Source organism: Cryptosporangium phraense, from assembly GCF_006912135.1.
Classification (GTDB): Bacteria; Actinomycetota; Actinomycetes; order Mycobacteriales; family Cryptosporangiaceae; genus Cryptosporangium; species Cryptosporangium phraense.
On sequence record NZ_VIRS01000018.1, the window covers coordinates 119,690 to 145,009 of the forward strand.

31 protein-coding genes and 3 pseudogenes are annotated in these 25,320 nt (G+C 70.2%); 22 read left to right on the top strand and 12 right to left on the bottom strand.

The window, feature by feature from the left end; genetic code table 11:
• Positions 1-57 precede the first annotated feature (57 nt).
• Genes FL583_RS24520 through FL583_RS24535 form a run of 4 tightly spaced genes read left to right on the top strand, consistent with a single transcriptional unit; the run spans position 58 to position 3,384 of the window.
• The gene (locus FL583_RS24520; RefSeq protein ID WP_205752415.1) at positions 58-1,224 is read left to right on the top strand and encodes a YbfB/YjiJ family MFS transporter; all 1,167 of its coding nucleotides are present in this window, start codon (positions 58-60) and stop codon (positions 1,222-1,224) included.
• 31 nt (positions 1,225-1,255) lie between these two features.
• On the top strand, positions 1,256-1,924 hold the full coding sequence (locus tag FL583_RS24525) for an alpha/beta fold hydrolase (protein ID WP_142707160.1): 669 nt from the start codon (positions 1,256-1,258) through the stop codon (positions 1,922-1,924).
• A 29-nt stretch (positions 1,925-1,953) separates the two neighbouring features.
• A complete protein-coding gene (locus FL583_RS24530; protein ID WP_276611636.1) occupies positions 1,954-2,769 on the top strand; it encodes an isocitrate lyase/PEP mutase family protein in 816 nt (271 codons plus the stop codon).
• Positions 2,770-2,775: 6 nt separating this feature from the next.
• Complete coding sequence (locus tag FL583_RS24535) at positions 2,776-3,384, top strand: mycothiol-dependent nitroreductase Rv2466c family protein (protein WP_142707162.1); 609 nt, start codon at positions 2,776-2,778, stop codon at positions 3,382-3,384.
• Positions 3,385-4,799: 1,415 nt separating this feature from the next.
• Here FL583_RS24535 and FL583_RS24545 read toward each other — a convergent pair.
• The 4 genes from FL583_RS24545 to FL583_RS43060 form a co-directional block, all read right to left on the bottom strand.
• The gene (locus tag FL583_RS24545; RefSeq protein ID WP_338081129.1) at positions 4,800-5,960 is read right to left on the bottom strand and encodes an epoxide hydrolase family protein; all 1,161 of its coding nucleotides are present in this window, start codon (positions 5,958-5,960) and stop codon (positions 4,800-4,802) included.
• A gap of 75 nt (positions 5,961-6,035) precedes the next feature.
• Positions 6,036-6,746, bottom strand: coding sequence for a DUF998 domain-containing protein (locus FL583_RS24550; RefSeq protein ID WP_142707164.1), 711 nt, complete (start codon positions 6,744-6,746; stop codon positions 6,036-6,038).
• 132 nt (positions 6,747-6,878) lie between these two features.
• Positions 6,879-7,493 (bottom strand): TetR/AcrR family transcriptional regulator, encoded by a 615-nt coding sequence (locus FL583_RS24555; protein WP_205752418.1) that lies wholly within the window; start codon positions 7,491-7,493, stop codon positions 6,879-6,881.
• A 504-nt stretch (positions 7,494-7,997) separates the two neighbouring features.
• On the bottom strand, positions 7,998-8,351 hold the full coding sequence (locus FL583_RS43060) for an alcohol dehydrogenase catalytic domain-containing protein (protein ID WP_142707166.1): 354 nt from the start codon (positions 8,349-8,351) through the stop codon (positions 7,998-8,000).
• Positions 8,352-8,383: 32 nt separating this feature from the next.
• Here FL583_RS43060 and FL583_RS24565 point away from each other — a divergent pair.
• Positions 8,384-8,623, top strand: a pseudogene (locus FL583_RS24565) (winged helix-turn-helix transcriptional regulator); the annotation flags it as partial.
• Between the two features lie 34 nt (positions 8,624-8,657).
• Here the strand turns inward: FL583_RS24565 and FL583_RS24570 are convergent.
• A complete protein-coding gene (locus FL583_RS24570; RefSeq protein WP_142707168.1) occupies positions 8,658-8,858 on the bottom strand; it encodes a hypothetical protein in 201 nt (66 codons plus the stop codon).
• Between the two features lie 212 nt (positions 8,859-9,070).
• Between FL583_RS24570 and FL583_RS43065 the strand changes: the two are divergent.
• The 3 genes and pseudogenes from FL583_RS43065 to FL583_RS43070 form a co-directional block, all read left to right on the top strand.
• A pseudogene (locus FL583_RS43065) lies at positions 9,071-9,226 on the top strand (SigE family RNA polymerase sigma factor); the annotation flags it as partial.
• A 331-nt stretch (positions 9,227-9,557) separates the two neighbouring features.
• The gene (locus FL583_RS41875) at positions 9,558-9,950 is read left to right on the top strand and encodes a hypothetical protein (protein WP_240746788.1); all 393 of its coding nucleotides are present in this window, start codon (positions 9,558-9,560) and stop codon (positions 9,948-9,950) included.
• A gap of 137 nt (positions 9,951-10,087) precedes the next feature.
• Positions 10,088-10,300, top strand: coding sequence for a helix-turn-helix domain-containing protein (locus FL583_RS43070; RefSeq protein WP_205752419.1), 213 nt, complete (start codon positions 10,088-10,090; stop codon positions 10,298-10,300).
• Between the two features lie 54 nt (positions 10,301-10,354).
• Here FL583_RS43070 and FL583_RS24585 read toward each other — a convergent pair whose 3' ends face one another.
• Complete coding sequence (locus FL583_RS24585; RefSeq protein WP_142707171.1) at positions 10,355-10,930, bottom strand: hypothetical protein; 576 nt, start codon at positions 10,928-10,930, stop codon at positions 10,355-10,357.
• Positions 10,931-11,029: 99 nt separating this feature from the next.
• On the opposite strand from FL583_RS24585, the gene FL583_RS41105 reads away from it, so the two are divergent.
• The 5 genes from FL583_RS41105 to FL583_RS43075 are packed head-to-tail and all read left to right on the top strand — an operon-like array spanning position 11,030 to position 13,546.
• The gene (locus FL583_RS41105) at positions 11,030-11,536 is read left to right on the top strand and encodes a methylated-DNA--[protein]-cysteine S-methyltransferase (RefSeq protein WP_142707172.1); all 507 of its coding nucleotides are present in this window, start codon (positions 11,030-11,032) and stop codon (positions 11,534-11,536) included.
• Positions 11,530-12,003 carry an RNA polymerase sigma factor gene (locus FL583_RS41110; RefSeq protein WP_142707234.1) on the top strand — a complete coding sequence of 158 codons (474 nt, stop codon included), beginning with the start codon at positions 11,530-11,532 and terminating at the stop codon, positions 12,001-12,003. Before FL583_RS41105 ends, FL583_RS41110 begins: the two co-directional genes overlap by 7 nt.
• A complete protein-coding gene (locus FL583_RS24600; protein ID WP_142707173.1) occupies positions 11,996-12,568 on the top strand; it encodes a methylated-DNA--[protein]-cysteine S-methyltransferase in 573 nt (190 codons plus the stop codon). Before FL583_RS41110 ends, FL583_RS24600 begins: the two co-directional genes overlap by 8 nt.
• Positions 12,565-13,281, top strand: coding sequence for a 2OG-Fe(II) oxygenase (locus FL583_RS24605; protein ID WP_142707174.1), 717 nt, complete (start codon positions 12,565-12,567; stop codon positions 13,279-13,281). Before FL583_RS24600 ends, FL583_RS24605 begins: the two co-directional genes overlap by 4 nt.
• Positions 13,271-13,546 (top strand): Ada metal-binding domain-containing protein, encoded by a 276-nt coding sequence (locus FL583_RS43075; protein WP_142707175.1) that lies wholly within the window; start codon positions 13,271-13,273, stop codon positions 13,544-13,546. Before FL583_RS24605 ends, FL583_RS43075 begins: the two co-directional genes overlap by 11 nt.
• A 127-nt stretch (positions 13,547-13,673) precedes the next feature.
• Here the strand turns inward: FL583_RS43075 and FL583_RS24615 are convergent, their stop codons facing one another.
• Both FL583_RS24615 and FL583_RS24620 read right to left on the bottom strand, forming a co-directional pair.
• Positions 13,674-14,252: a DinB family protein gene (locus tag FL583_RS24615; RefSeq protein ID WP_142707176.1), complete on the bottom strand. Its 579-nt coding sequence runs from the start codon at positions 14,250-14,252 to the stop codon at positions 13,674-13,676.
• A 32-nt stretch (positions 14,253-14,284) separates the two neighbouring features.
• The gene (locus FL583_RS24620) at positions 14,285-15,211 is read right to left on the bottom strand and encodes an NADP-dependent oxidoreductase (protein WP_142707177.1); all 927 of its coding nucleotides are present in this window, start codon (positions 15,209-15,211) and stop codon (positions 14,285-14,287) included.
• Between the two features lie 61 nt (positions 15,212-15,272).
• On the opposite strand from FL583_RS24620, the gene FL583_RS24625 reads away from it, so the two are divergent.
• Positions 15,273-15,845 (top strand): TetR/AcrR family transcriptional regulator, encoded by a 573-nt coding sequence (locus FL583_RS24625; RefSeq protein ID WP_142707178.1) that lies wholly within the window; start codon positions 15,273-15,275, stop codon positions 15,843-15,845.
• On the opposite strand, the gene FL583_RS24630 is transcribed toward FL583_RS24625, so the two are convergent.
• Positions 15,842-16,264, bottom strand: a complete 423-nt coding sequence (locus tag FL583_RS24630) for a MarR family winged helix-turn-helix transcriptional regulator (RefSeq protein ID WP_142707179.1) — start codon at positions 16,262-16,264, stop codon at positions 15,842-15,844. The two genes, FL583_RS24625 and FL583_RS24630, sit on opposite strands and share 4 nt — an antisense overlap.
• 64 nt (positions 16,265-16,328) lie before the next feature.
• Here FL583_RS24630 and FL583_RS24635 point away from each other — a divergent pair, with 64 nt between their 5' ends.
• A complete protein-coding gene (locus FL583_RS24635; RefSeq protein WP_142707180.1) occupies positions 16,329-16,697 on the top strand; it encodes a VOC family protein in 369 nt (122 codons plus the stop codon).
• On the opposite strand, the gene FL583_RS24640 is transcribed toward FL583_RS24635, so the two are convergent.
• Entirely contained in the window at positions 16,675-16,953 is a 279-nt protein-coding gene (locus tag FL583_RS24640) for a hypothetical protein (RefSeq protein ID WP_142707181.1), read from the bottom strand. The two genes, FL583_RS24635 and FL583_RS24640, sit on opposite strands and share 23 nt — an antisense overlap.
• A 73-nt stretch (positions 16,954-17,026) precedes the next feature.
• Positions 17,027-17,875 (bottom strand): helix-turn-helix transcriptional regulator, encoded by an 849-nt coding sequence (locus FL583_RS24645; RefSeq protein WP_142707182.1) that lies wholly within the window; start codon positions 17,873-17,875, stop codon positions 17,027-17,029.
• 88 nt (positions 17,876-17,963) lie between these two features.
• Between FL583_RS24645 and FL583_RS24650 the strand changes: the two genes are divergently transcribed.
• The 5 genes and pseudogenes from FL583_RS24650 (at position 17,964) to FL583_RS24670 (ending at position 22,302) form a co-directional block, all read left to right on the top strand.
• Positions 17,964-18,989: a zinc-dependent alcohol dehydrogenase family protein gene (locus tag FL583_RS24650; protein WP_142707183.1), complete on the top strand. Its 1,026-nt coding sequence runs from the start codon at positions 17,964-17,966 to the stop codon at positions 18,987-18,989.
• Positions 18,986-19,525 carry a carboxymuconolactone decarboxylase family protein gene (locus tag FL583_RS24655; RefSeq protein ID WP_240746790.1) on the top strand — a complete coding sequence of 180 codons (540 nt, stop codon included), beginning with the start codon at positions 18,986-18,988 and terminating at the stop codon, positions 19,523-19,525. The genes FL583_RS24650 and FL583_RS24655 overlap by 4 nt, the downstream gene beginning before the upstream one ends.
• Before the next feature lie 44 nt (positions 19,526-19,569).
• Positions 19,570-20,439 carry a helix-turn-helix transcriptional regulator gene (locus FL583_RS24660; protein ID WP_142707184.1) on the top strand — a complete coding sequence of 290 codons (870 nt, stop codon included), beginning with the start codon at positions 19,570-19,572 and terminating at the stop codon, positions 20,437-20,439.
• Positions 20,440-20,441: 2 nt separating this feature from the next.
• Positions 20,442-21,316: pseudogene (locus tag FL583_RS43080) on the top strand (aldo/keto reductase).
• A 2-nt stretch (positions 21,317-21,318) separates the two neighbouring features.
• Positions 21,319-22,302 (top strand): aldo/keto reductase, encoded by a 984-nt coding sequence (locus tag FL583_RS24670; RefSeq protein ID WP_142707185.1) that lies wholly within the window; start codon positions 21,319-21,321, stop codon positions 22,300-22,302.
• A 3-nt stretch (positions 22,303-22,305) separates the two neighbouring features.
• Here the strand turns inward: FL583_RS24670 and FL583_RS24675 are convergent, their stop codons facing one another.
• The gene (locus FL583_RS24675) at positions 22,306-23,202 is read right to left on the bottom strand and encodes a LysR family transcriptional regulator (protein ID WP_142707186.1); all 897 of its coding nucleotides are present in this window, start codon (positions 23,200-23,202) and stop codon (positions 22,306-22,308) included.
• 88 nt (positions 23,203-23,290) lie between these two features.
• On the opposite strand from FL583_RS24675, the gene FL583_RS24680 reads away from it, so the two are divergent.
• Together FL583_RS24680 and FL583_RS24685 are read left to right on the top strand one after the other, a co-directional pair.
• Positions 23,291-24,244 carry an NADP-dependent oxidoreductase gene (locus FL583_RS24680; protein WP_142707187.1) on the top strand — a complete coding sequence of 318 codons (954 nt, stop codon included), beginning with the start codon at positions 23,291-23,293 and terminating at the stop codon, positions 24,242-24,244.
• A 52-nt stretch (positions 24,245-24,296) separates the two neighbouring features.
• Positions 24,297-25,265: an SEC-C domain-containing protein gene (locus tag FL583_RS24685; RefSeq protein WP_142707188.1), complete on the top strand. Its 969-nt coding sequence runs from the start codon at positions 24,297-24,299 to the stop codon at positions 25,263-25,265.
• Positions 25,266-25,320 lie beyond the last annotated feature (55 nt).

A 25,320-nucleotide genomic window follows, 5' to 3' on the forward strand; every position in this document is an offset into this window, starting at 1 on the left:
CAGCCCTGCCACGCTTCCGGAAGCCCGGACCGTCTTGCCCGCCCGCTCGTACGGCGGATGGTGAGCCTCGCCGACGCAGGAACGATGCCGCGCGCCAACTGGCAGGCGGCGCGGTTGGCTCTCGGCACCGCCTCGGCACTGGGGCTGGCCCGCTTCGCGTACGGGCTGCTTCTCCCGGCCATGCGGCACGATCTGCATTGGACCTTGGCCGAAGCCGGGGGGATGGGTACCGCCAACGGGCTGGGCTACCTCGTCGGCGCGCTCGCCACCGCCGTGATCGTCCGTCGCTGGGGTGCCCGCACTTCCTTCCACGCCGGGATGGCGCTCACCGCAGCGTCGCTGGCCGCCACGACGTTGAGCGACACCTACCCGGCGCTGCTGACCGCGCGGGGGCTCTCCGGAATCACTGGGGCGGTGGTCTTCATCACCGGTGGAGTGATCGCGTCGCGACTCGCCACCCGGGCCGGTACCGGCCTTCCGATCACGGTCTACTTCGCCGGCACCGGCCTGGGTATCGCCGTCACCGGTGCGACCCTCCCGTCCGCAGGTCAGCACTGGCGCCTGGCTTGGATCGGTCTGGCCGTCGCCGCGGCGGCGGCCACGGTGGTCAGCTGGACCGCGGCGAGCACCGGCGACGACGTTCGGGACGCGGCGTCCGGTAGGGCGCGCGTGCGCACCCTCTGGCGACCCGCCTTGGCCTACCTGCTGTTCTCTACCGGCTACATCACATACATCACATTCCTCTCCGCATATCTAGCCGACTACGGTGCCTCGCTCACGCAGACGACGCTGATCTGGACCGCACTGGGATCAGCGGTCCTCGCGGCACCCGCGCTGTGGAGCTACCCCACCGAGCATTGGCCCGGTATGCGAGTCCTGGCGACCCTGCTCTTCGTCCTGAGCGCCGGATCCGCGCTGGCGCTGGCGCTGCCCACGGCGCCAGTCATCTTCCTGTCCGCAGTGCTCTACGGGGCAACGTTCATGGGAGTCCCCGCGGCCATCACCGCTCTCATCAAGGCAAACACACCCCCGGCCGACTGGACCGCGACTCTGGCCGCTTTCACCACGGTGTTCGCCGTCGGGCAGACGGCCGGACCCTGGATCGCCGGCGCGGCTGCAGACCACTTCTCCACCGACGCCACCCTCGCGTGGACCGCAATCCTGTGCGCCTTGGCAGCGGTGATCGCCGCCGTGCACCCGAGCAGTGCCAGAACCAGCGCCTGACCGAAGACGCCGGCAACGACAGAGGAAGACAATGACGAACTTCGTACTCATCCCCGGCATGTGCCACGGGGGCTGGTGCTTCGAGGAGCTCACTCGCGAACTACGCGCCGAAGGTCACACCGTCCACCCACTGACCCTGACCGGCGTCAGCGAACGCAGCCACCTGCTGCCCGGTGCGGTCAACCTCGACACCCACGTCCAGGACGTGACCAGCCTCCTGGACGTCGAGGACATTCATGACTCAGTGCTGGTCGGGCACAGCTACGGCGGCATGGTGATCACCGGCGTCGCCGACCGCGCGCCAGGCCGCGTCGCCTCCCTGGTCTATCTGGACGCCATGGTGCCCGGACCCGGAGACTCGTGCTGGAGCCTGGTCACCGACCAGGAACGGCGCTGGTACGCGGACGTGGTGGAAACCGGCTACGCGGTCCGGCCACTGCCGTTCTTCGACCCCCGCGCCACCGCCCATCCCCTCGCCTCACTGATGCAGCCGCTCCGGCTGACGAGCGACCTCGGACACATCCGGCGCCGGACCTACGTCTACGCCACGGGCTGGGACGGAGCATCTCCCTTCACCCCGGTCTACGAGCGACTGCGAGACGACCCCGCCTGGATCACGCACGCGCTCGCAGGCGGTCACAACCTCATGCGCGACGCTCCGCAGGACTTGGTCAAAATCCTGCTGGAGACGGCAGAATGAGCCGCCCCAGTCCACAGGACCGGGCGAAAATGCTGCGTCAGCTGCATTCGACCGGAGTTCTCGTGTTGCCGAACGCATGGGACGCAGCCAGCGCCGCCGTGATCGCGCAGGCCGGCGCCCCGGCTGTGGCCACCACCAGTGCAGGCCTGGCCTGGAGCCTGGGCTACCGCGACGGCGAGCAGGTGCCTCGGACCGATCTGTTTCGGATGCTGCGCCGGATCTCCGAGGTGGTCGACTTGCCCGTCACCGCCGACATCGAGGCCGGATTCGGTGTGGACGAGGCCCAGGTGGGTCAGACCGTCACCGCGGTCCTGCGGGCCGGGATCGTCGGGATCAACCTGGAGGACGGCCCTCCGGGGAGAGGTGGGCTGTTCGAACTGCCGATCGCCGCCGGACGGGTCGCCGCCGCCCGTGACGCCGCAGCCGCGTACGGCGTCCCCGATCTGGTGATCAACGCCCGGACCGATGTGTACATGCGTGGGATCGGCACCGCGGACGAGCGCCCGGACGAGGTGCTACGCCGGGCCGAGGCCTTCGCCGCCGCCGGGGCCGACTGCCTGTTCGTCCCCGCCCTGTCCGACCTACCGATCCTGACTGACCTGGTGGCACGCTCCCCGCTGCCCATCAGCGTGTTCACCGGGGACGGTGGCGCCACCGTCGCGCAACTGCGGGCCACCGGCGTCCGCCGGATCACCGTGGGGCCGGCCCCGGCCCAGGCGGCCTACACCACGGCGAGTGAGCTGGCCCGCGAGTTGCTGCACTTCGGCATCCTGACCGCCGCCTCGCCGTGGCTCAGCTACGGCTCGCTGAACACCCTGCTTCCCACCGTCCCAACCCAGGAGTAGATCCTCGTGTCCCTGACCCCGAAGGTCGAGTTCTTCTTCGACCCCGCTTGCCCCTTCGCCTGGATCGCCTCCCGGTGGATGCTCGAGGTGGAGCAAAAGCGCAACATCGACCTGAGCTTCCGAGTGATGAGCCTGTCCGTCCTCAACGAGCACCGCGAGATCGAAGACTGGTATCGCGAATTCTGTGATCGGGCCTGGGGGCCGGTGCGGGTCTGCATCGCCGCGGCTGAGGAGCACGGCGACGGCGTTCTGCGCGACCTCTACACGGCTCTGGGGACTCGGATTCACAACGGGGGCAACAAGGACTACACCGAGGTCATCAGTCAAGCATTGGCCGAGGTCGGGCTCCCGGCCGAACTCGCGGCGGCTGCGGACAGCACGGACTACGACGAGGAACTGCGGGCCAGCCACCGCAGGGCCCTGGACCCGGTCGGCGAGGATCTCGGCACCCCGTCCATCCACATCGACGGAGTCGGGTTCTTCGGCCCGGTATTGAACGCGATCCCACGCGGCGACGAGGCGGCCGAGGTCTTCGACGCCGCGCTGATCCTGGCGCGCAATCCGCACTTCTTCGAAATCAAGCGGGCGCGTTCCGGTGGCCTGAACTACGACTGACAGGCCTGGACGCGGTCTGCACCGGTGCCATGCCATGCGGCGGACGGATGGCATTCGGGGTCCTCGGAACTGTATGGACGAGTTCGTGTCCTGCTCACCCGGGCCTCACCGACAGCGGGCTCCCCGGCAGCAGGACAGGCCGGTTTGCACATTGCCACCACCGGCCCACCCGCTGACCTGCTGGTTTGCCCTTCGTCGTGCCTAGAACCCGCGATTGCCCCCTCCGGCGGTCACCGAACCCTCCTGTCGCGGGCGACACTTGGCCTATCCGGCCGGGGAGGTGAGACCTTGGAGTCCACTGAGCACGAGCGCATCGGGCAACGCGTACGGCGACACCGCCGCGCACAGGGCAAGTCTCTGGAGCATCTCGCCGGGCTAGCCGGAATCACCAAGGGCTACCTCTCACTACTAGAACGCGGCCAGCGTGCATGGGGCAGCCGCCGTCTCGTTCAGAACACACGGCTGATGCACTCGGCGTCCGGGTAACCGACCTGACCGGGCAGCCGTTCGGTGAGACTCCAGTGCTCCGCGAAGCCGAGCGCGTGGTGTCGGCAATACAAGAGGCACTCGTTCGGTCCTCCATCGCCGACGGGGAACGTAACGAGCCGCCGGCTATGGGTGCTCGCGCTTGTGTGCCGTGCCGATCGTCGCAGTGTGTGAGTGCGGCGGGACGATTTGCGTTCGTTGGCTGTCATCTACGGCGTGCGTGAGCACAGGCCTTGAAATCGTGCGCGTAGCGGCATGTCCTTACAGTGCGCACAGCAACACCAGGGCCGGACGGAAGGTAGGCGCGGCGGCGATGGAACCGGGCGGCGGCCGTGTCTCCAAGCGGCGGTCGTGGCGTTAGCCGTCAGAAGTGAGGCGGGCAGCGGCGTTGAGCAACAGCTCACAGCGATGCGCCAACTCCTGGACGGCAGCCTCGATGCTCCGTCCTTTGCCAGACTCTTCTACCGGGGTCGCTCAATCGAATTGGATCGCGCTGAACGCGTTGGCAGCAACTGGAGGATTACGCCATCGATCCGGCGCTCCGGGAACTCTGCGGGCTGCGTGCGTCTGCTGTTGGCGGGGCCGGGAATGGGTGGGGTGTTGTGGCGGTCGGGCTGGTTGAGCGGTTGGCGGAGGTTCGGCTGCGCCCGCCGGAGTTCGTTCCGATGATGCGGGAGCGGTACGAGAGGGCGGTGGCTGCGCTGGCGTCGTTGATCCGGGCGTACTACGCGACGGATTCTCCGGTGGCTGGGGGCGCGCTCCGGCCGGAGCAAATCGCCGCGCGCTACGTCTGTCGGCGGGGGCCGAAACCAGAGTTGTCGTGAACTGAGCAAACTGGGTGCGGTGCCGGCGAGGGTGAGAACTTCGGCGTTGCGAAAGAGCCGGTCGGTCATCGAGGCGGCGGTGACGAAGTCACCGCCGCCGTTGAGCTACTTCTTCGGCCGTAGCGCTCGGAGTCCGGCGCGGACGTCGTCGATGAGTGTCCTGGGCTGCTCGAGTGCCGCGAAGTGCCCGCCACGGTCGGCCTCGTTGCAGTAGACGAGGTTCGGGTAGGCACGCTCGACCCATCCCCGTGTGGGTCGTGGGAGGTCGCGTGGGAAAAGGGTGACGGCGACGGGTAGCTCGACCGCAGGTCCGGTGGCTCCCACCGTGCGATTCTCCCAGTAGACCCGTCCGGATGAGGCCGCCGTGTTGGTGAACCACGCGAGGCTGATCTGGTCGAGCATGTCGTTGGTGCTGATCGCGTCTTCGGCGCGGCCGTGGTTGTCGGTCTTGGACTGGTACTTCTCGTAGATCCAGGCGGCCTGACCGGCGGGCGAATCGGCGAGAGCGATGCCGACGGTTTCGGGCTTCGTCGCTTGGATGTGATTGGAACCGCCGAGCTCGCCCGCGTAGCGGGCCAGGCCCTGAAGGGCGGCCTGCTCCTCGGGAGTCGGGTTCTCCGGCGGTCGGGCGGGGAACGCGTAGGCGGAATGGACGTGGATCCCGACCAGTCCGTCCGGTTCCATCGCACCCAGCGTCAAGGTCACCATCCCTCCCCAGTCGCCACCCTGAGCGGCCCACCGGTCGTAGCCCAGGCGCCGCATGAGCTCGGCCCAGGCCCGAGCGGTGCGTTCGACGGACCAGCCCGTCTCCGAGGGCTTGCCGGAGAAGCCGAATCCCGGCATCGAAGGAATGACCACGTCGAAGGAGTCGGCGGCGTCGCCACCGAAGGCGACGGGATCGGTCAGCGGGCCGATCACCTTCAAGTAGTCGGCGTTCGATCCCGGCCATCCGTGCGTGAGCACCAACGGCAACGCGCCCAGGTTCTGCGATCGGACGTGGATGAAGTGAATGTCCACCCCGTCGATCTCCGTCACGAACTGCGGGTACGCGTTGAGCTCGCGTTCGAAGCGTCGCCAGTCGTACTGCTGCGCCCAGTGGTCGATCAGCGCTCGGGCGCTGTCGAGGCGGACGCCCTGCGACCAGTCGTCCACGGTCTCCGCGTGGGGCCACCGCGTTCGCGCGAGCCGCTGCTTCAAGTCGGCGATCTCCTGGTCCGAGATCGCTACGCGGAACGGCCGGATCAGTGCGGTGTTCGTCGTCATCATCAACTCCGTGCTGACGCATCCGGTGCACCGGTGCGTGATGGTCCGCCTGCCTGCCCAGGCGGCTGACGAGGTAGGTCAGGCCGCAGTGGGATTTGTGCGGAAGGCAGTCGCGTCGGTGTTCACGTCAGGGCTCGGGTGGCTGGGGCGGAGGAGCTGGACGGCGAGGCCGACCGGCCAGAGGACGGAGATGTACACCGAGACGCGCTCGATCAGCCCGGCGGGCAGGTCACTGCCCATCGATGAGAACAGCACCACGACCGCGATGAGCGCGATGACTCCCAGCGCGATGCTCGCGCGGCCCAGCGACCGGGTCGTGGCGTCCTTCCGCCACACGACTCCCAAGACGATCGCCAGTGTGTTGGCGCCGAGGATTGCCAGGGTCGCACCGAGGAAGTGCAGCGCGAGCGTTCCGTCCTCCGCGGCCTGCGCAGAGCCATGGAAACACGCAAGGAGCACGTAGCCGATGGTCGTCCCGACGGTAAGGACGACGCCGGTGCGACGAAGCCGTCCGCGCAGGCGGCTGACCACGATCAGCATTCCGAGGGCGAAGAGCAGCCCTTGAACTAGGAAGCCGGCGTTCATGACGACGTATAACGGCGAGTCGATCTCCCGTCCTTGGAACACCCCGGTTGTGCTGGAGCCGAGATCACTGACCCAGTTGTGAAGGTAGCTGTAGCTCGGATTAGTCCACGCCGCTGCACTGACTGTCTCGGCGGCGAGATACAACGCCGGCCCGACCATCAGGGCTGCGGCCGCGACGCGGGAGGAGCGGGGCCGATCGGTCATCGAAGATCCTGTCTACAGCTGCTCGCGTCGGCGACCGCGGTGCACCGGTGGACCGCTGCTTTACACCCGTAAAGTAGCAGCGCCACTTTACAGCTGTAAAGCAGCGCTCGGCAGGCGTTGGAAGCGAGCGGGTCAGTCCCCGGTTACGTGCGCCAGAGCGCTGATGAGGCGGCGAGCGATGTCGCCCGGCCAGGGGAACGCCGCGGCGGCCACGCGTTGGTGGGCCAGGCCGTGCAGGCCCAGCCATAGAGCCACCGCGTCGGCGAAGGCGTCGGTGCTCGTCGACACCCCGGCGTCGATGCAACCCTGGAGGGCGGCAACGATGACCCCGAGCGCCTCCTGTCCGAGCGCCTCGACCTCACGCCGCGTAACCGCGGAGGACTCGAGGGCTGTGGTCGCCGTCCACAAGCCACCGAACATGATCCGGTAGCGCTGCGGGCGTCGGACGGCGAAGTCGAGGTAAGCGTCGCAGACCGCATGCAGCCGGGCCACGGTCATCTGCGGATCGTCCTGGTCCACCTGCCTCGCTGCCGCACCCGCCTCGTCGGGAAAGCGATCGGCGCTGTCGCGCAGCGCCTGCTCCAGCTCGGCAAAAGCTTCTTGTACGACGACTAGGAAGATGGACTGGACGTTGGCGTAATGGCCGTAGATGGCCGGCGCTGACACTCCGGCGCGACGGGCGATGGAACGCAGCGACACCGAGGCGTGATCTCCGGTCTCATCCAGCAGCTCAGCGGCCGCAGCCACGATCCTGCCTCCGAGATCCCCGCTACGGACCCCGGCCCGATGCCTGCTCGCACCGGGATCGGGCTCAGCGGTTCCCATCGCAGATTCCTCCTGCGTGGTGGTCGCTGGAACTCTCGCCACCGGTTTCACCCGTCGCACCATCGTTGCCACGATATTCCAGGAATCGGATCCGGCTCGAGTGAGCGGACGCGGGGTGCGCGGCGACCTGTGCGGGAAGCATTGGCCGACAAGCTTGATTCCGCTCGGTGGCTATCTGGTCGGCCGTCGCTGCGCGGCTTGGGTGACCGCTTCGATCGGCCCGGCCTCGGCCGGGGCCGGCCGCGTCATCGTTCGCCGGCCGGCCGGCAGCTACCGGCCGTCCCAGTCTGCCGGGGCTTACTGACCGCGAACGCCAACCCCAGGACCCCGAGCGCTCGGATGCGCTCGCCGTGGTGATCACGTGGGCGCCGAGGCCGCGGGCCAGTTGCACGGCGAGATGGCCGACGCCGCCGCCACCTCCCTGGATCAGGATCCGCTGACCCGCCTCGAGCTCGGCGACGTCGACCAGCAGCTGCCAGGCGGTGAGTGCGGCGAGCGGCAGCGCGGCCGCGTGGGTGTCGTCGATCGAGTCGGGTGTCCGTACGAGATCGGCGGCCGGGGCGACTGCCTACTGCGAGTAGGCGCCGACCGGCCCGGGAACGCCGCCATGCCGAAGACCCGGTCGCCCGGCCGGAACGCCACCTCGGGTCCGGCCGCCACCACCGTGCCGGCCAGGTCCCAGTCCACCGTGAACGGGAAGGTGCTCAGGTCGACCCCCTCGCCGCGCGGGGTCTTGGCGTCGACCGGATTCACCCCGGCCGCCCCGATCCGGACCAACACCTCATCCGGTCGGAACGCACACGGACGGTCCCGTCCGGTTCGGGTCGTTGCGGCGCCGGCCCGAGGGGATCAGCTCGAAGGTGCTGGCCGACAAGCTGCGTCAGCTCGAGAGTGAAGGCTTGGTCGAGCGGGTGATCGTCGAGCGTCCCCTCGCGGTCACGTACGGGTTGACCGAGGTGGGCCGGACTCTGCTGGGGTCGCTCACCGCCCTGCGCGTCTGGGCCGAGGCCCACTGCGACGCCGAGGTTCCGACGCCATCACCGGCGGCTTAGCCGCCACTTCACTATTTCGACGTCGCTGAGCGCGCTAGCCGTCGTTGTTGTCGCCGTGCGGGGGCTCGGCGGAATCGAAGGATCGATTCGGATACGGCGACCAGGCCAACTCGCGCGCCCCGAACGTGGCCGACGCGACCCGCGTCTCGTCACCCGCGATCCCGATCGCCCGGATCGGCACGATCGCCCGACCCCGCGGACCTTCCGTCTCCTCGTTCGGCGGCGCGACCGGCACGGCGTCAGGCTCCGGCCCCGCGTCCGGCCGCCGGACTCCGCGGACGAACCGCAAGCGTGAAGTCGATGCATCAGAGCGATCCCTGCGAGTTCGTCTCACCTGAGGTATTCGGAGCCGACCGCCTCGCGGATTGGTCCGTCGTTACCGCAACAGATCGCCGTCAATCAGCGTTCGAGCGGTGTGAGAGAACAACACAGCGGCCGGGGGCGCGAATGACCTTCGACGACTTCGTCGCCGATCGGCTCGATCCGTTACTGCGGTACGCCACCGTGCTCTGCTACGACCCGCACCTGGCCAGGGACATCGTCCAGGAGGTCCTGCTGCGGGCTCAGCAACGTTGGCCCCACATTTCGACGCTCGACAGCCCGTCCGCTTACGTCAAACGCATGGTCACGAACGAGTTCCTGTCGTGGCGTCGCCGGAAGGCGACCGGGGAGCTGACGACCTCGACGGCCGTCCTGAACGACCTCGGGACACCGACGGCGGACGCGGCGGACCAGCACGCGGAGCGGGCCGCGATGCTGGCCCAGCTCGCGCAGCTGCCGCGGCGGCAGCGCGTGGTGCTGGTGCTGCGACGCGCTGAGCGCGCACGCGCGGCTGGCCTCCGGAAGCGCGGACATCCTGGCCGCCCTGAACGCCGCTCGGCCGTCGCGCCGCCGGGGCTGGTTGGTAGGTGTCGCGGCCGGCGCGCTCGCCGGGGTGATCACGGTCGGGTTCGCCGTGTCCGGGACGTCGCCTGCCTACGCGGTGACCGAGAACGCGGACGGCACCGTGACGGTCTCGATCGAGGACGTCAAGGCGATCGGTCCGGCGAACGCGACGCTGAGCAAGCTCGGGATCCGGGTGAAGGCCGTGCCGCAGACGAGCGATTGCGGCAGTCTCGACGACCTCGAGCTGTACCGGGGTAGCGACTGGGACCTGCCGACCACGTCGGGTGGGGCGGTGACGCTCGGCCGCAGGGTCCCGGCCGGCTACACGGTCCTGCTGTCGGTGTCCGACGCCCCGGGCCGCGGGCTGGGCTTCACCGCGCCGGTCAAGAACCCCGCGCCGTCGTGCGTTCTCGACCCGGCCGCCGATCCGAACCAGAGGTGATCCCCGCGGCGGCCGGGTCGCCCCTGACCCGGCCGCCGCGACCGACGGCCATCCGTGCTTGGCATGATCGGGCCATGTCCGATTCCAGCTCACCTGCAGGGCCTCCGTCGACGAGGGATCGGATCGTCGCCGCCGCGATGAGATTGCTCGCGGAGGGTGGCAGCGAGCGGGTGTCGACCCGGGCGGTGTGTGAGGCGGCGGGTGTCCAGCCGCCGACGATCTATCGACTGTTCGACAGCATGGACGGGTTGCTCGACGCGGTGGCGCGTGAGGGCTCCTCAGCGTCGACGAGCAGTTCGCCGCGTTCACCGTCACCGCGGCCGGCATCGGCACGACGTTCACGTTGCTGACGGTCCCCGAGGAGGATCGTCCGCTCGCCGAGTCGGTGCGGATGCGGGAGATCGTCATCCGCTCGATCGTGTCGGACCATCCGCAGGCGCCCGCCACCGGCATCGTCGGAACGGCCGCCGCGCCGAACGCGCTGCTCGACTGGACCACCGAGCTGCACCCGGCCGAACGACACCTGATGCACCACTGGCTCGACGCACCTGGTCCCGGGTGACGCCCAGGTCGCCGAAGTCGACGTTGAAGGCGTAGGTCGTGCCTTCGCCGGCCTGCACGAACTCGTACGACGAGGCGTGGTCGACCAGGATCATGTCCCAGCCGTCGGAGTCTCTGACCTCCTCGCCGCCGGGATGACGCCAGAGCCAGCGCCCGGGGCTGATGACCGTGATCGCGATCCGGTGGTCGTCGGACGCGCTGACCTGCCGTCGTCCTCGCCAGATCTTGTAGGCGTTGCTGGACCACCGCAGGAACTCGGTGTCGTCACCGGTCGGCCAGACGTCGACCTGGGCGCTGAACTCGGCCGGATCGACCTCCGGGCGCAGGATGGCGGGAAGGCGAGCCTGCCGGACGGCCGCGTCGACGGCGTCGAGGCGATCGGACGGCGCGAGCCGGGCAGTGTCCAGCACACGACTCATGAAGCGCGATTTTACGTGACCGGATGCGTGTGGCCGGGGTCACATCTCACGTTTTCGGGTCGGCCGGAGTCTTCAGGGCATCGGGAGAAAGGGAGACCCATGAACACCCGGCACGCACTGGTGGACGGCCCGCTCGGACGGATCACGCTCGTCGCGAGCGACGACGCGGTCACCGGCCTCTACTTCGCGCACCACGTCCGTCGGCCGGCTCGGGAGGCCTTCGGCCCCCTCGCGAACGACCCGCTGCTCGACTCCGCCTCGGCGCAGCTCGCCGAGTATCTGGACGGCACGCGCCGCGCGTTCGACCTTCCGCTCAATGCCATTGGCGACGCTTTCCAGCACGCGGTGTGGAGCATCGTCGCGGAGATTCCGTTCGGCGAGACCACGACCTATGGTGCGATCGCGGAACGGCTCGGCGACAGGGCGCTCGCCTATCGTGTCGGGCAGGCGGTGGGCGCGAACCCGCTGTGCATCGTCGTCCCGTGCCACCGGGTCGTCGGCGCGAACGGAAAGCTCACCGGCTACGCCGGCGGGTTGGAACGGAAGCGGGCGCTGTTGGAACTGGAGGAGTCCGCGCAGGTGGGCGCCGGACGCCTGTTCTGGTGAAGCAACCGTTCGAGGTCGCGGTCGAGCAGCACGGCGTCACCGTGCTGCGGGTCTGTCGTGCGCTCCTCGGCGTGCAGGACGCGGACGACGCCTGGTCGGAGACGTTCCTCGCGGCGATGCGGGCCTACCCCGAGTTGCCGGAGACCGCGAACGTCGAAGCCTGGCTCGTGACGATCGCCCGCCGGAAGGCGCTCGACCTCCTCCGCGCGGCGAAGCGGGTGCCGCTGCCGGTGCAGGACCTCCCGGAGGCTTCGACGGCTCTGGGAGTCCCGGGCGCCGACGACGCCGACCTGTGGAAGCTCGTCGGCCGCCTCCCGGCCAAGCAGCGACAGACGATCACCTTCCGCTACCTCGCCGGGATGTCGTACGCGGAGATCGCGACGATTCTCGGCGGCACGGCCGGGGCCGCACGCCGAGCCTCGGCCGACGGCCTCGAGAACCTCCGAAAGGAGCTGGCTCATGAGTGACGACGTCGAGAAATTGAAGATGCTGCACCGTCGATTGGAAATCGAGGCCGAGGCGCAGGGGCTCGTCGACGTCGCCTATACGACCGTGGACAGTCCGGTCGGGGAGTTGCTGCTCGCGGCAACCCCGAAGGGGTTGGTCCGGATCGCGTACACGGTCGAGGACCACGACCGGGTGCTGGAGTCGCTCGCCGAGAAGCTGAGCCCGCGCATCCTGCGGTCACCGAAACGGTTGGACCTCGCGCGCCGAGAGCTGGACGAGTACTTCGGGAACCGGCGGAAGCGGTTCGATCTGCCGCTGGACCTGTCGCTGTCGCGTGGGTTCCGGCAGCTCGTGCAGCAGCATCTGCCGGACATCGCCTACGGCCAGACCCGCAGTTACCGGGAGATGGCCGAGATGGTCGGCAGCCCGCGGGCGGTTCGCGCGGTGGGCACCGCCTGCGCGACGAATCCCCTTCCGGTGGTCGTGCCCTGTCACCGCGTGCTCCGAGCCGACGGGTCGCTGGGTGGGTACATCGGCGGGTTGGCGGCCAAGACCGCGTTGTTGGAATTGGAGTCCGCCGCATGAGCACCGACCGCTGGCGCGACCGCGTCGAATCGGCGGACTGGCCGGCCGTCTCGGACGAGCTCGACGAGTACGGCGGAGCCCTGCTGCCGCAGTTGTTGGCTCCACCGGAGACCGTCGAGCTCCGCGAGCTCTACGACCGGGACGAGGTGTTCCGCAGCACGGTCGACATGGGTCGCCACCGCTTCGGCGAGGGTCGGTACCGGTATTTCCGGGCGCCGTACCCGGAGCCGATCGAGCGGCTGAAGCAGGCGCTCTATCCGCGGTTGCTGCCGATCGCCCGCGACTGGTGGGCGAAGCTCGGCCGGGTCGCACCGTGGCCCGACACGCTCGACGAGTGGCTGCGGATGTGCCACGACGCTGGGCAGACCAGGTCGACGGCGATCCTGCTGAAGTACGGAGAGAAGGACTGGAACGCGCTGCACCGTGATCTCTACGGTGAGCTGGTGTTTCCGCTCCAGGTGGTGATCAATTTGAACGAGCCGGGCGTGGATCACACGGGCGGGGAGTTCCTGCTGCTCGAGCAGCGCCCGCGGGCACAGTCCCGCGGTACGGCGACGTTGCTGCCGCATGGGCACGGTTACGTGTTCACGACCCGGGACCGTCCGGTGAGGTCGGTTCGCGGGTGGTCGGCGGCTCCGGTTCGGCACGGAGTGTCGGCGATCCGCTCCGGTGAGCGCCACACGCTGGCCCTCGTCTTCCACGATGCGGCGTGAGGTGTACACGCTCGTCGGGCCGGACGGCCGCTCTTACCGGTCTGGGGTGAAGGGGGAGTGGGGCGGCTATCGGCGAGGAAAGATCTATGGGCGCCTCGATTGCCCGAGTGCTCTTCGGGCGATAGCTCGCGGGGGGTACGTGAAATATCGGGTGTTCTTCGCCGACGAAGCCACCGCTTTGGCTGCGGGCTATCGACCGTGCGGCGTCTGCTGCCGAGAGCGACATCATCGGTGGGGTCAGCGGTCAGCGGAAGGTGGACAGTGAGTTGGCTGTTGTCGGCGGGATGGCGCCTTCGGCGAGTTCGCCGACCAGGGCCGGTTCAGCGGTGATCAGCAGCGTCGGCGGATGCTGTCCGGCCTCGGCTGCCGGTTGGATGGTGATGCTCAGCCCGCTAGGGGGCGCCGATCGTGCCGGGCTCTGGGACGTAGGGCTGGAAGAAGTCGTTGGCCGGTGCGCCCTCCACGGTGAGGACCAGCGCGGGAATCGACATACCGTCTAGCTGCTCTCGGATGATGTCGGCGTGGCCGGCATGCCGGGCCATCTCCTCGATCTGGTGCACCAGGTAGTACCGCCAGCGAACCGGCTGCTCGGTGAAGCGTCCGTGCCAGGGCGCGGGCGGCTCGATCGTGACCGCATCCGGGTCGGCGGCCGCGAACGCCTCCAGGTACTCGGCCCGGGCCGCGTCGAACTCGGCGATCAGCGCGGTGGTGGTCTCGTCCGGAGCGGGCGCGAAGCTGGCCAGGTAGGCGTCGAAATCCATCGACGGGGTGCCTCGCAGCCGGGCGGCCGCTCCTCGCATGCCGTGGGCGGCGTGCTTGATCAGGCCCGCGATCGACAACGAGCTGCGGCAGGGCGTCTCGCGGCTCTGCGCCTCGGTCAGCCCGAAGGCCGAGGCGCGCAGCGCGTCGAGCTGCTGAACGAGATAGCGCAAGAGACCGGTGATCTCGTCGTGCTCGGCCGGCGCGTACATCGGCGCCTCCCATCCTGTAGGCCGGGCCGAGCCTAGAGGTCGACTACGACTTTTCCGTGCACGTGCCGTCCGGCCTGGAGTTCGACCGCGGCCCGGATCTCGTCGATCGGGAACGTGGCCGCGATCGGCACCCGGAGCCGGCCGTCCGCGACCAGGCGGGCGACCTCCTCGAGGGCGCCCGGGGCGGCGTTGGCCCCGTTCGCCGACCTGATCCCGTCGACCTGGCCGGCGATGGTGGTGATGCGCGCGTCAGGCACGCCGATCTCCCGCGCCGTCCGGACGGTGTCCGTCCCGAAGAGGTCGATCGCCGCGGTGACGCCGAGGGTGCGCACGCGCTCGGCCAGGCCGTCGCCGTAGGCGACCGGCTCCGCTCCGAGGGAGCGGAGGGCCTCGGCCGACGTCGCCGATCCGGTCCCGATCACCCGCGCTCCGGCCAGACGGGCGAGCTGGACGGTGAAGACGCCGACCCCGCCGCCCGCACCACCGATCAGGACCGTGTCGCCGGGGCCGGGCTCGACGACGGCCAGGGCGGCGGCGGCCGTGGATCCGGCGATGGCCAGCGTGGCGGCCGTGCGGTCGTCGACGCCGTCGGGCGTGTGGTGCACGGCGCTGCCCGTAGCGATCGTCGCGGCCAGGTCCAGGACGACGTGGTCGGCGATCGCGCGGGAGACGGCGCCGCCGAACACCCGGTCGCCGACCGCGAACCCGGTCGCGCCGTCGCCGACCTGGTCGACGACCCCGGCGTAGTCGGTTCCGAACCCGGACGGCAGGCTCAGGCCGAACCGGGCCGCGGTCTCGTCGTCGGAGGTCATGAACCAGTCCATCGGGTTCAGCCCGGCCGCGGTGACCCGCACCCGGATCTGCCCCGGGCCGGCCTCCGGCGCCGGAACCTCGCGGACTCCCAGGACCTCGGGACCGCCGAACGACTCCAGGAGGACCGCCCTGCTCTGCGTGCTCATGCTGCTCCCTAAACGGACTATGATCCGTTTAGACGCTAACACAACCGGAGCGTGATCCGTTTTGACTGACCCCGACGCCCGCGTGCTGCGCGCGGACGCGAGCCGGAACCGTGACGAGCTGCTGAAAGTCGCGACTCGGGTGTTCGTGTCGGCCGACTCCCCACCGTCGATGCGGGCGATCGCCCGGGAAGCCGGCGTCGGCATCGCCACGCTCTACCGGCACTTTCCGACGCGCGAGGCGCTGGTCGACGCGGTCTATCGCGACCAGGTCGAGCGGCTCACGGCCGGCGCTCGCGGGCTGCGCGCCGAGCTCCCGCCGGCGGAGGCGCTGCGGCGCTGGATGGACCTGTTCGGCGAGTGGATCGCGACCAAGAACGGCATGCTCGACACGCTGCTCGCGATGATCGAGTCGGGCGAGATCGCCCACGTCCGGACGCAGACCGAACTGCTCGCGGCCATCGACGGCCTCCTCGACGCGGGCCGCGCGACCGGCGAGTTCCGCACCGACGTCAGCGCGGAGGACGTGGCGGCCGGGCTCATCGGCATCTTCACTGTGTCCTGCTCGTCCGGGAGCGACGGCCGGACGGATCGCCTGCTGAACGTCTTTCTGGACGGCCTGCGGCACAGGGCCTAGGTGAGGAGCGCGTCCCGGCACGCGGTGAGGAGCGCGTGCAGCCGGGCGGTGTCGGCTCGGGTGAGGTCGCCGGTCATGCGGTTCGCCACCGACGAGACGCGGCTGCGGGCGTCGTCGAGAAGTGCGACCGCGGGAGCGGTGAGGACGGTGGCCCGCTCACGCCGGGGGCCCGGGTCGTCGGAGCGCGTGATCAGCCCGCGCTTCTCGAGGCCCTGCAGGACGATGTTCGTCGACTGGCGGGACACGAAGACCCGGCGGGCGAGCTCCGAGCCGGTGATGCCGGGGGTGTCGTGCAGGGCCTGCAGGCAGGCGTACTGCGGCACGGTCAGCCCGAGCGGACGGAGCACCTCGTCCATCCGCTGATGCAGGACCGCCTGCGTCTCCTTGATCAGCACGCCCAGTTCTTCGTTCGCCGTCATGTCAACAGTTTGACACTTCGTTCGTTGAGTGTCAGTATATTGACACTTAACCAGGGAGGTTCCGATGACGACGACCGGACCCGACTTCGTGTCGTTCCAGGTGCGTGACCGCGAGGCGGCCGCGCGGTTCTACGAGGAGGTCGTGGGGCTGACGCGGCTCCCGGCCCCGAACCCGCACGCGGTGGCGTTCTCGGCCGGGAATGGGTCGTTCGCGGTGCGCGATCCGCTGCCGGGGGTGGACCTCGACGCGATCGGCTCGCTCGGCTCGGGCGTCGGCGTGTGGTTCCACAACGAGGACGCCGCCGGCTTGCACGCCCGCCTCGTCGAGCAGGGGGTACCGATCGTGCTCGACCTGTTCGAGGGGCCGTTCGGCGACACGTTCGCCTTCCGTGACCTCGACGGTTACGTCGTCACGATCCACTCGAAGGCGTAACCCCGGCCGGTTCGCGACGCCGGAGCAGCTCCGGCGTCGAGATCGACCACTGCTTGACCTGGCCCCACTCGATCCGGACGGCGGGGCGTTCGTCGTCGAGGCACCGGTGGTACTTCGGCGACCGGCGGCCGAAGTCGGCCTCGATCTTGGCCCGGAGTTCGTCTTCACTGCGGCCGAACATCCGGATCGGGTAGGTCGCCTCGTCGATCGTGAGGCCGAAGCCGTATTCCGCGGGGGTGCGCAAGCCTGTAGCCATGCCCAGCAGCATACGTACAGGCGTTCGATAAAGTCGAGACTGGCGAGACAGAAATCGACCAGATGTTCGATGGTCAGATTGCCGGGGCCGTCCAGCTGGCGAGCATGTTAAGGCCGTCATGGCTCGGCGAGCCCGGCTCGGCGCTGTAGGCGGTCAACGTGAGACCCGGGTCCGCGGGCAGCGGCATCGCCTCGAACGCGAGGTCCAGGCGCCCGACCACCGGGTGCTGGAAATGCTTGACGCCGGTGTGGTGCAGGCGGACGTTGTGGGCGGCCCAGCGGGTGCGGAAGTCTTCGCTGCGGGTGGCCAGCTCACCGACCAGGTCGGTGAGGGCCTTGTCGTAGGGGTCCCGCCCGGCTTCGGTCCGCAGTAGGGCGACGGTCGTGTGCGCGGCCGCGTCCCAGTCCGGGTAGAGCTCCTCGGCCCGCGGGTCCAGGTAACAGAACCGGGCCAGGTTGACCGGCCGGGCCGGGGAGTCGAAGGCCGGCGCGTAGAGCGCCTGGCCCAGCCGGTTCACGGCCAGGATGTCGAGGCGGCCGTTGCGGACGAACGCCGGGGCCTCGGTCATCGCGTCGAGGAGGCTCTGCACGCCGGGGCGGATCGGCTGCTTGGACGTCCGGCGGCGGACCCGCGGGCCGGTGTTGGCGGCGCGGGCGAGGTCGTGCAGGTGCGCCCGCTCGGCGTCGTCGAGCTGGAGGGCCCGGGCGATGGCGTCCAGGACGCTGTCGGAGACGCCGGACAGGTTGCCGCGCTCGAGCCGGACGTAGTAGTCGGGACTGACGCCGGCCAGCAGTGCCACCTCGGCCCGCCGGAGACCGGCGACCCGTCGGGTGCCGCCGAACGTAGGCAGGCCGGCCTGTTCCGGGGTGATCCTGGCCCGCCGGGAGGCCAGGAACTCACGGGCGGCTTCCCTGGTGTCCATGGCTCCACGCTACGACGCCGAGGGGTTCTGTCATTACCACCCACGGTGGTCCCTCCCAGCGGTCCGGCGACCGGCGTTCTCTGGGGGCATGCGAGGAGTCATTCTGAACGGGCCCGGCGACGTCCGGGTCGAGGACCGGCCCGATCCGACGATCGAGCAGCCGACCGACGCGATCATCCGGGTCGTCGCGACCTGTGTGTGCGGGTCCGACCTGTGGCCGTTCCGGGGCGTCGACGCGTCCGGCGGGCCGGCGCCGATGGGCCACGAGTACGTCGGCATCGTCGAGGAGGTCGGGTCCGCGGTCGAGAGCACCCGGCTCGGTCAGTTCGTCGTCGGGTCGTTCTTCGCGTCCGACAACACCTGCCCGATCTGCCGGGCCGGCTACCAGTCGCACTGCGTGCACCGCGAGCCGGTCGGGGCGATCGGTGCCCAGGCCGAGTACCTCCGGGTCCCGCTCGCCGACGGCACCCTCGTCGCGACCCCGGAGATGCCGGACGAGGACCTGGTGCCCAGCCTGCTGGCCGCCTCCGACGTGCTCGGCACCGGCTGGTTCGCCGCCGACGCGGCCCAGGCCGGACCGGGCAAGACGGTCGTGGTCGTCGGCGACGGCGCGGTCGGTCTGCTCGGCGTGCTCGCGGCCAGACACAAAGGCGCCGAACGCATCATCGCGATGAGCCGCCACGCCGACCGGCAGAAACTCGCCCTGGAGTTCGGGGCCACCGACATCGTCACCGAGCGCGGCGACGAGGGCGTGGCCCGGGTCAAGGAGCTGACCGACTCACTCGGCGCGCACTCGACGATCGAGGCCGTCGGCACCCAGGAGTCGATGATGCAGGCCATCCACTCGACCCGGGCCGGTGGTCACGTCGGCTTCGTCGGCGTCTCCCACGACGTCCGGATCGAAGGAACGCCGTTGTTCTTCTCCGGCGTGCACCTGCACGGCGGACCGGCACCGGTCCGGCGGTTCCTGCCCGAGCTGATCGGCCTGATCGTCGATCGGAAGATCGACCCGGGGAAGGTCTTCGACCTCAGGCTGCCGCTCGACGAGGCGGCCGAGGGCTACCGGGCGATGGACGAACGCCGAGCCGTCAAGACGCTCCTGGAGCTGTCGTGACGCCGAATCCGATCGCGCCGATCGCGAGGTTCGCCGCTCAGGGAAAGATGCCCGAGCTGCGCCGGGCGCTGAACGACGGGCTGGACGCGGGCCTCTCGATCAACCAGATCAAGGAGGTCCTCGTCCAGCTGTACGCCTACGCCGGGTTTCCGCGCAGCCTCAACGCGCTCGGCGCGTTCATGACGGTCCTCGACGAGCGGAAGAACGCCGGGATCGAGGACGAGGCCGGCGAGGAACCCGGTCCGGTGCCCGCGGACAGCCTCGCGGCCGGCACCCGGAACCAGACCCGGCTCACCGGCGCACCGGTGACCGGGGCGCTGTTCGAGTTCGCCCCGGCCATCGATCACTTCCTCAAGGCGCACCTGTTCGGCGACATCTTCGGCCGGGACAACCTCGACTGGCGGAGCCGGGAGATCGCCACGATCGCCGCCCTGGCCGGCCTCGACGGGCTCGACTCACAGCTGGCCTCGCACCTGGCGATCGGCCGCAACATCGGTCTCTCCGAGGACGAGTTGCGGGACGCCGCTGCGGGGTAATGGCAGACCCTCCCTCATCCACGCACGCGACCTACGGTGGAGATATGGGCCAGATCGACCACCGCGCCGAGATCCGCGAGTTCCTCTCCTCGCGGCGGGCGCGTATCACGCCGGAGCAGGCCGGGCTGCCCGCGTACGGCGGCCACCGGCGCGTCAAGGGGCTGCGCCGGGAGGAGGTCGCGCTGCTCGCCGGCGTCTCGATCGATTACTACGTCCGGATGGAGCGGGGCAACCTCGGCGGCGCCTCGGAGAGCGTGCTCGACGCGGTGGCTCAGGCCCTTCGGTTGGACGAGGCCGAGCGGGAGCACCTGTTCGCGCTGGCCCGCGCGGCGGGCCCCGCTCCGCGGGTCCGGCGGACTCCGCCGAGCAGCGTCCGGCCGGCCATCCAGCAGGTGCTCGACGCCATGTCCGACGCGCCTGCCTGGGTCCGCAACGCGCGCCACGAGATCCTGGCCATGAACCGGCTCGGGCGGGCGCTCTACGCGCCGGTGCTCGCCGACCCCCGGCGTCCGGCGAACACGACCCGATTCCTCTACCTCGACCCGGCCGCCCGGGAGTTCTTCGTCGACTGGGACCGGATCGCCAACGATTCCGCGGCCACGCTGCGGCTGGAGGCCGGCCGCAATCCGCACGATCGGGCCCTGATCGAGCTGATCGGGGAGCTCTCCACCCGGAGCGAGGTGTTCCGCCAGCGCTGGGCCTCGCACGACGTCCGGTTCCACCGCAGCGGCCAGAAGCGGCTGCGCCACCCGGTCGTCGGGCCGCTCGAGCTCGACTACGAGTCGATGCTGCTGCCGTCCGAGCCCGGCCTCACCCTCAACGTCTACACCGCCGCCGCCGGCACTCCGACCGCCGACGGCCTGAAGATGCTCGCCTCCTGGGCGGCCACCCAGGATCTAGCAGAAACGAAGTGACCATGTACACGCTCAACAACGGCGTCCAGATCCCCGAGCTCGGCTTCGGTGTCTTCCAGACGCCTCCGGACGAGACCCGGGCCGCGGTCACCTCGGCCCTCGAGGTCGGCTACCGGCACATCGACACGGCCGCCGCGTACGGCAACGAACGCCAGGTCGGCGAGGCGCTGCGCGCCTCCGGGGTCGCCCGCGACGACGTCTTCCTCGAGACGAAGATCTGGATCAGCGACTACGGCTACGACGAGACCCTGCACGGCTTCCAGAAGGCCGCCCGCAAGCTGGGCGTCGACCAGATCGACCTGCTCATCCTGCTCATCCTGCCCTCCCGTCGGACTTCGACCGCACGGTCGCGGCCTACCGCGCCTTGCAAAAGCTTCTTGCGGACGCCCGGGTGCGGGCGATCGGCGTCAGCAATTTCATGGTCGACCACCTGACCGCCCTCCTCGAGCAGGTCGACGTCGTACCGGCGATCAACCAGATCGAGGTGCACCCGTACTTCGCGCAGCGGGAGGTGCAGGCGTTCGGGGCCGAGCACGGGATCCTGACGCAGGCCTGGGCGCCGATCGGCGGGATCACGTTCTACCGGGACAGCGGCCACACCAGCACGCTCGAAGACCCGGTGATCGGGAAGATCGCGGCCTCGTACCAGAAGTCCCCGGCCCAGGTGATGCTGCGCTGGCACCTGCAGCAGGGGCGTCAGGTGATCCCGAAGTCGGTGCGTCCGGAGCGGATCGCCGAGAACTTCGACGTCTTCGACTTCGCGCTGAGCGACGCCGACCTGGCCGCGATCGACGGGCTCGAGACCGGCAAGCGCGGTGGCCCGGAACCGGCCGACATCACTCTCGCGGCCTGGGGTCGCGCCATCCCGGAGGACTGATCATGCGTACCGCACAGCTCGGGCAACTCGAAGTGTCCCGGATCGGTCTGGGCGCGATGGGCATGTCCCACGCCTTCACCGGCGCCGGCACCGACGACGCCGAATCCATCCGCACGATCCATCGCGCGATCGACCTCGGCGTCACGCTGATCGACACGGCCGAGATCTACGGGCCGTACGTCAACGAGGAACTCGTCGGCCAGGCTCTGCGGGGACGTCGGGACGACGTCGTCCTGGCGACGAAGTTCGGCATGGTCTCCCACCGCGGAGGCGGGCCGGGCAACCTCGACAGCAGCCCCGACAACATCCGCACCGCGGTCGAGGGGTCGCTGCGCCGGCTCGGCACCGACCGGATCGACCTCTACTACCAGCACCGGGTCGACCCGAAGACGCCGATCGAGGACACGGTCGGGGCGCTCGCCGAGCTGGTGGCCCAGGGCAAGATCCGCTACGTCGGGCTCTCCGAGGCCTGGATCGGGACGGTCCGGCGCGCGCACGCCGTCCACCCGATCACCGCGTTGCAGTCGGAGTACTCGCTGTGGACGCGCGACCAGGACGAGATGCTCCCGGTGCTGCGTGAGCTGGGGATCGGGCTCGTGGCGTACTCGCCGCTCGGCCGGGGCTTCCTGACCGGTTCGCTGCGCACCCGCGCCGACGTCGAGGCGCTCGACGACAGCGACCTGCGGAAGTCCAACCCCCGGTTCGTCGGCGAGAACTTCGAGCGCAACCTGCGGTTGGCCGACGAGGTGCGCGCGGTCGCCGACGAGGTGGGCGCGACGCCGGCCCAGGTCGCGCTGGCCTGGGTGCTGGCCAAGGGCTCGGACATCGTGCCGATCCCGGGCACCAAGCGCGTCAGCCGGGTCGAGGAGAACGTCGCCGCCGACGGCGTCGTCCTGAGCCCGGAGCAGATCGCGACGCTCGACGCGCTGCCGGTCGCCGAGGGCGGCCACCACACCGAGGCGCAGATGGCGATGATCGAGCGGTAGGCCTCAGACCAGCGGGTGGATGGCCTCGCGCAGGAGGTCGCGGAGCCAGCGCGAGGCCTGGTCGTCGTGGACGCGGCGGTGCCAGCGCATCTCGACGTCGGCCGTGGGCAGGTCGAACGGCACCTCGTGGAGGCGCAGCGGCACACCGCGGTCGGCCAGGTGGGCGGCGGTCACCTGCGGCACCAGGCAGATGAGGTCGTCCTCGAGGGCCATCAGCGCCCCGACGGCGTACGACGGGACGACCGCGGCGACGTGCCGGGACCGCCCGATCGCCTCCAGGGCGTCGTCGAGCGGGCCCCGGGCCAGGCCGCGTCGCGAGGCCGAGATGTGCGGGTGGCGGCACAGGTCGTCGACGGTGAGCCGGGGCGCCCGGCCCAGCTCGGAGCCGGCCGCCACGACCGCGACGAAGTGGTCGGTGAACAGCGTCGACGTGTGGATGTCGGGTGGTGGCGGGTCCGCGACCCCGACGTCGAGATCGAGGGAGCCGTCGCGGAGGAGGTCGGATTCCTTGGACTCCTGGCGGACGAACCGCAGGCGGACGCCGGGCGCCTGACCGGCGATCCGGCGGGTGAGGCGGGGAGCGAGGACCGGCGTCAGCCCGTCGTTGAGCCGGATCGAGAACGTGCGGTGCCAGGACGCGGGGTCGCTGTCGGCGGGGTCGGCTCGGAGGCCGTCGGCCGCGGCGAGCAGGGCCTTGACCGTGCTGGCCGAGCGCTGGGCGAACGGCGTGGGGACCAGGCCGCGGCCCGCGCGCACCAGGATCGGATCGTTCATCGCCCGCCGGAGTCGGCTCAGGGCGCGGCTGGTGGCCGGGGCGGAGAGGTGCAGGCGGGTCGCGGCCTCGGCCACGCTGCCCGTGTCCATCAGCGCGTCGAACACCCGGAGCAGGTTGAGGTCCATCGCCGTGTTCCTATTCGTGCGCCGGACGCAAGTACTCCCTATCAATGATGCACTGGAGGTTACGACGGGACGATTCGATACTCGTCTCATGAATCGAATCGTGAAACCGACCGCGTACGGGACGCCCGACGTCCTCGCGGTGATCGAGGGGCCCGAGCCCCGGGCGGCCGCGGACGGCGTGGTCGTGGCGGTCCGGGCCGCGGGCGTGAACCCGATCGACTGGAAGCTGTACAGCGGCGCCTTCCACGCCGTCGACGACGACCACAAGGACGCGGCCGGGCTGGCCGCCTCGATGCCGACGCTCGGGCTGGAGTGCGCGGGCGTGGTGACCGAGGTGGGGGCGGACGTGACCGGCGTGCGCGTTGGGGACGAGGTGATCGTGTATCCGGTGACCGGGGCCTACGCCGATTACGTCACGGCTCCGGCCACGTCGGTTGTTCCGAAGCCGGCCGGGCTCGGCTGGGCCGAGGCCGGGGCGTTGATGCTGACCGGGACCACCGCGGTGCACGCGTTGCGGGCCGCGGGGGTCGGGGCCGGGGACACGGTGCTGGTGCACGGCGGGTCGGGCGGGGTCGGTTTGATGGCCGTGCAGTTGGCCGGGGTGACGGTGGTCGCTACGGCGGCTGAGCGGAATCACGGGCTGTTGCGGGAGCTCGGGGCGATTCCGGTCGCCTACGGGCCTGGGCTGGCCGAGCGCGTGCGCGCGGCCGCGCCGCAGGGCGTGGACGCCGCGGTCGACTGCGCGGGGACCGACGAGGCGCTCGACGTCTCGCTGGAGCTGGTGGCCGATCAGGCCCGGATCGCGTCGATCACGGGGTCGCCGCGCCGGGCTGAGGCCGGGATCAAGCTGCTCGGTTACGGGCCGGGCCAGGACGCGGGTACGGCGGTCCGGGAGGCGGCGCGGGGTGAGCTCGTGGAGCGGGCCGGGGCGGGGGCGCTCCGGGTCGTGGTGGACATGACGTTTCCGCTGGCCGAGGCGGCGAAGGCGCACGAGGTGGGGATGGCCGGCCACGGCGCGGGCAAGCTGGTCCTGATCCCCTGATGCGCCTACCCCGGCTGGGCCAGTAGGGAGGAAAGCGAAGTACGGTGGGCGGGTGGCGTTGAAAGCTGACTTGACCAGCGCAGACCTCGAAGACATCCGGCAGACCGCCCTGGGCGCGGCCGACCCGCTCGGCCTGGCCGCCGACCTGGCCCACGCGGTGGAGAACGGGCGGCTGGCCGACCCGGACGACGCCGGTGAGGCGCTCGTGCTCGCGGCCGAGATCGCCGAGAGCCGGAACAAACTCGACGCCGGTCTGCGGTACGTCGAGCAGGCCCTGGACGCGTACGGCAAGAAGGACGACAGCGAGGTCGCGTCGGCCCGCGCGCTGCGGGCCCGGCTGCTGTTCCGGGCCGGTCGCGACGACGAGGCGATGGCCGAGATCGAGCCGCTGCGTCCGCTGCTCACCCAGTACGCCGACGCGGCCGCGTACGTCAGCGTGGCCCTGGCCGTCGGTGGGCGTACGCGGCTGGCCGAGGAGTGGCTGACCGAGGCGGTCGAGCAGACGCTCGCCGAGCGCGAAGGCCCGACTCCGACCAGCGCCGAGGACGCCGGCCTGCTGTTCTTCCTGCTGCAGCAGCGGCACCGGGTCCGACACACGATCGGCCTCAACCACGACCCGCACGACGTCCTGGCCGAGCGGCTGGAGACGAAGCTGGCCAACGCGAACGCCCGCGCCGCCGCCGAGTCGGCCGATGCCGACCTACTGTTCTTCCCGCAGGCCGAGTTCGAGAAGGTCGTCGCGCAGTGGCCGGGGTTGACCGAGGTCTACGGCGCCGACTGGGACGAGCACCGGGCGCGTCTGGAGCGCGAGCTGGTCCGGCTGGCCGGCACCGGTCGCACCGACCTGTCGCTGCGCCGCGGCGAGGCTGCGGGTTTGAGTTCGGATGACGCCAAGACCCGGGCGGAGTACGCGGGCAAGGTCACCGATCACATCCACTGGCCGCCGGAGCGGAATGCGCCGTGCTGGTGTGGTTCTGGGCTCAAGTACAAGAAGTGCTGCCTGCCGCGGTCGCGCGCCTGATTCGGTAGTGCTGCGGCTGGCGGTTTGTGACCTCCAGCGGGATCGGCCCGAGTCG

Excerpts from the sequence above, each read along its gene's own strand:
- FL583_RS24520 (WP_205752415.1), top strand. The coding sequence starts at position 58 with ATGGTGAGCCTCGCCGACGCAGGAACGATGCCGCGCGCCAACTGGCAG.
- FL583_RS24525 (WP_142707160.1), top strand. The coding sequence starts at position 1,256 with ATGACGAACTTCGTACTCATCCCCGGCATGTGCCACGGGGGCTGGTGC.
- FL583_RS24530 (WP_276611636.1), top strand. The coding sequence starts at position 1,954 with ATGCTGCGTCAGCTGCATTCGACCGGAGTTCTCGTGTTGCCGAACGCA.
- FL583_RS24545 (WP_338081129.1), bottom strand. The coding sequence starts at position 5,960 with ATGATGACGACGAACACCGCACTGATCCGGCCGTTCCGCGTAGCGATC.
- FL583_RS24550 (WP_142707164.1), bottom strand. The coding sequence starts at position 6,746 with ATGACCGATCGGCCCCGCTCCTCCCGCGTCGCGGCCGCAGCCCTGATG.
- FL583_RS43070 (WP_205752419.1), top strand. The coding sequence starts at position 10,088 with ATGAGATTGCTCGCGGAGGGTGGCAGCGAGCGGGTGTCGACCCGGGCG.
- FL583_RS24585 (WP_142707171.1), bottom strand. The coding sequence starts at position 10,930 with ATGAGTCGTGTGCTGGACACTGCCCGGCTCGCGCCGTCCGATCGCCTC.
- FL583_RS41105 (WP_142707172.1), top strand. The coding sequence starts at position 11,030 with ATGAACACCCGGCACGCACTGGTGGACGGCCCGCTCGGACGGATCACG.
- FL583_RS24600 (WP_142707173.1), top strand. The coding sequence starts at position 11,996 with ATGAGTGACGACGTCGAGAAATTGAAGATGCTGCACCGTCGATTGGAA.
- FL583_RS24605 (WP_142707174.1), top strand. The coding sequence starts at position 12,565 with ATGAGCACCGACCGCTGGCGCGACCGCGTCGAATCGGCGGACTGGCCG.
- FL583_RS43075 (WP_142707175.1), top strand. The coding sequence starts at position 13,271 with ATGCGGCGTGAGGTGTACACGCTCGTCGGGCCGGACGGCCGCTCTTAC.
- FL583_RS24615 (WP_142707176.1), bottom strand. The coding sequence starts at position 14,252 with ATGTACGCGCCGGCCGAGCACGACGAGATCACCGGTCTCTTGCGCTAT.
- FL583_RS24620 (WP_142707177.1), bottom strand. The coding sequence starts at position 15,211 with ATGAGCACGCAGAGCAGGGCGGTCCTCCTGGAGTCGTTCGGCGGTCCC.
- FL583_RS24630 (WP_142707179.1), bottom strand. The coding sequence starts at position 16,264 with ATGACGGCGAACGAAGAACTGGGCGTGCTGATCAAGGAGACGCAGGCG.
- FL583_RS24635 (WP_142707180.1), top strand. The coding sequence starts at position 16,329 with ATGACGACGACCGGACCCGACTTCGTGTCGTTCCAGGTGCGTGACCGC.
- FL583_RS24640 (WP_142707181.1), bottom strand. The coding sequence starts at position 16,953 with ATGGCTACAGGCTTGCGCACCCCCGCGGAATACGGCTTCGGCCTCACG.
- FL583_RS24645 (WP_142707182.1), bottom strand. The coding sequence starts at position 17,875 with ATGGACACCAGGGAAGCCGCCCGTGAGTTCCTGGCCTCCCGGCGGGCC.
- FL583_RS24650 (WP_142707183.1), top strand. The coding sequence starts at position 17,964 with ATGCGAGGAGTCATTCTGAACGGGCCCGGCGACGTCCGGGTCGAGGAC.
- FL583_RS24660 (WP_142707184.1), top strand. The coding sequence starts at position 19,570 with ATGGGCCAGATCGACCACCGCGCCGAGATCCGCGAGTTCCTCTCCTCG.
- FL583_RS24670 (WP_142707185.1), top strand. The coding sequence starts at position 21,319 with ATGCGTACCGCACAGCTCGGGCAACTCGAAGTGTCCCGGATCGGTCTG.
- FL583_RS24675 (WP_142707186.1), bottom strand. The coding sequence starts at position 23,202 with ATGGACCTCAACCTGCTCCGGGTGTTCGACGCGCTGATGGACACGGGC.
- FL583_RS24680 (WP_142707187.1), top strand. The coding sequence starts at position 23,291 with ATGAATCGAATCGTGAAACCGACCGCGTACGGGACGCCCGACGTCCTC.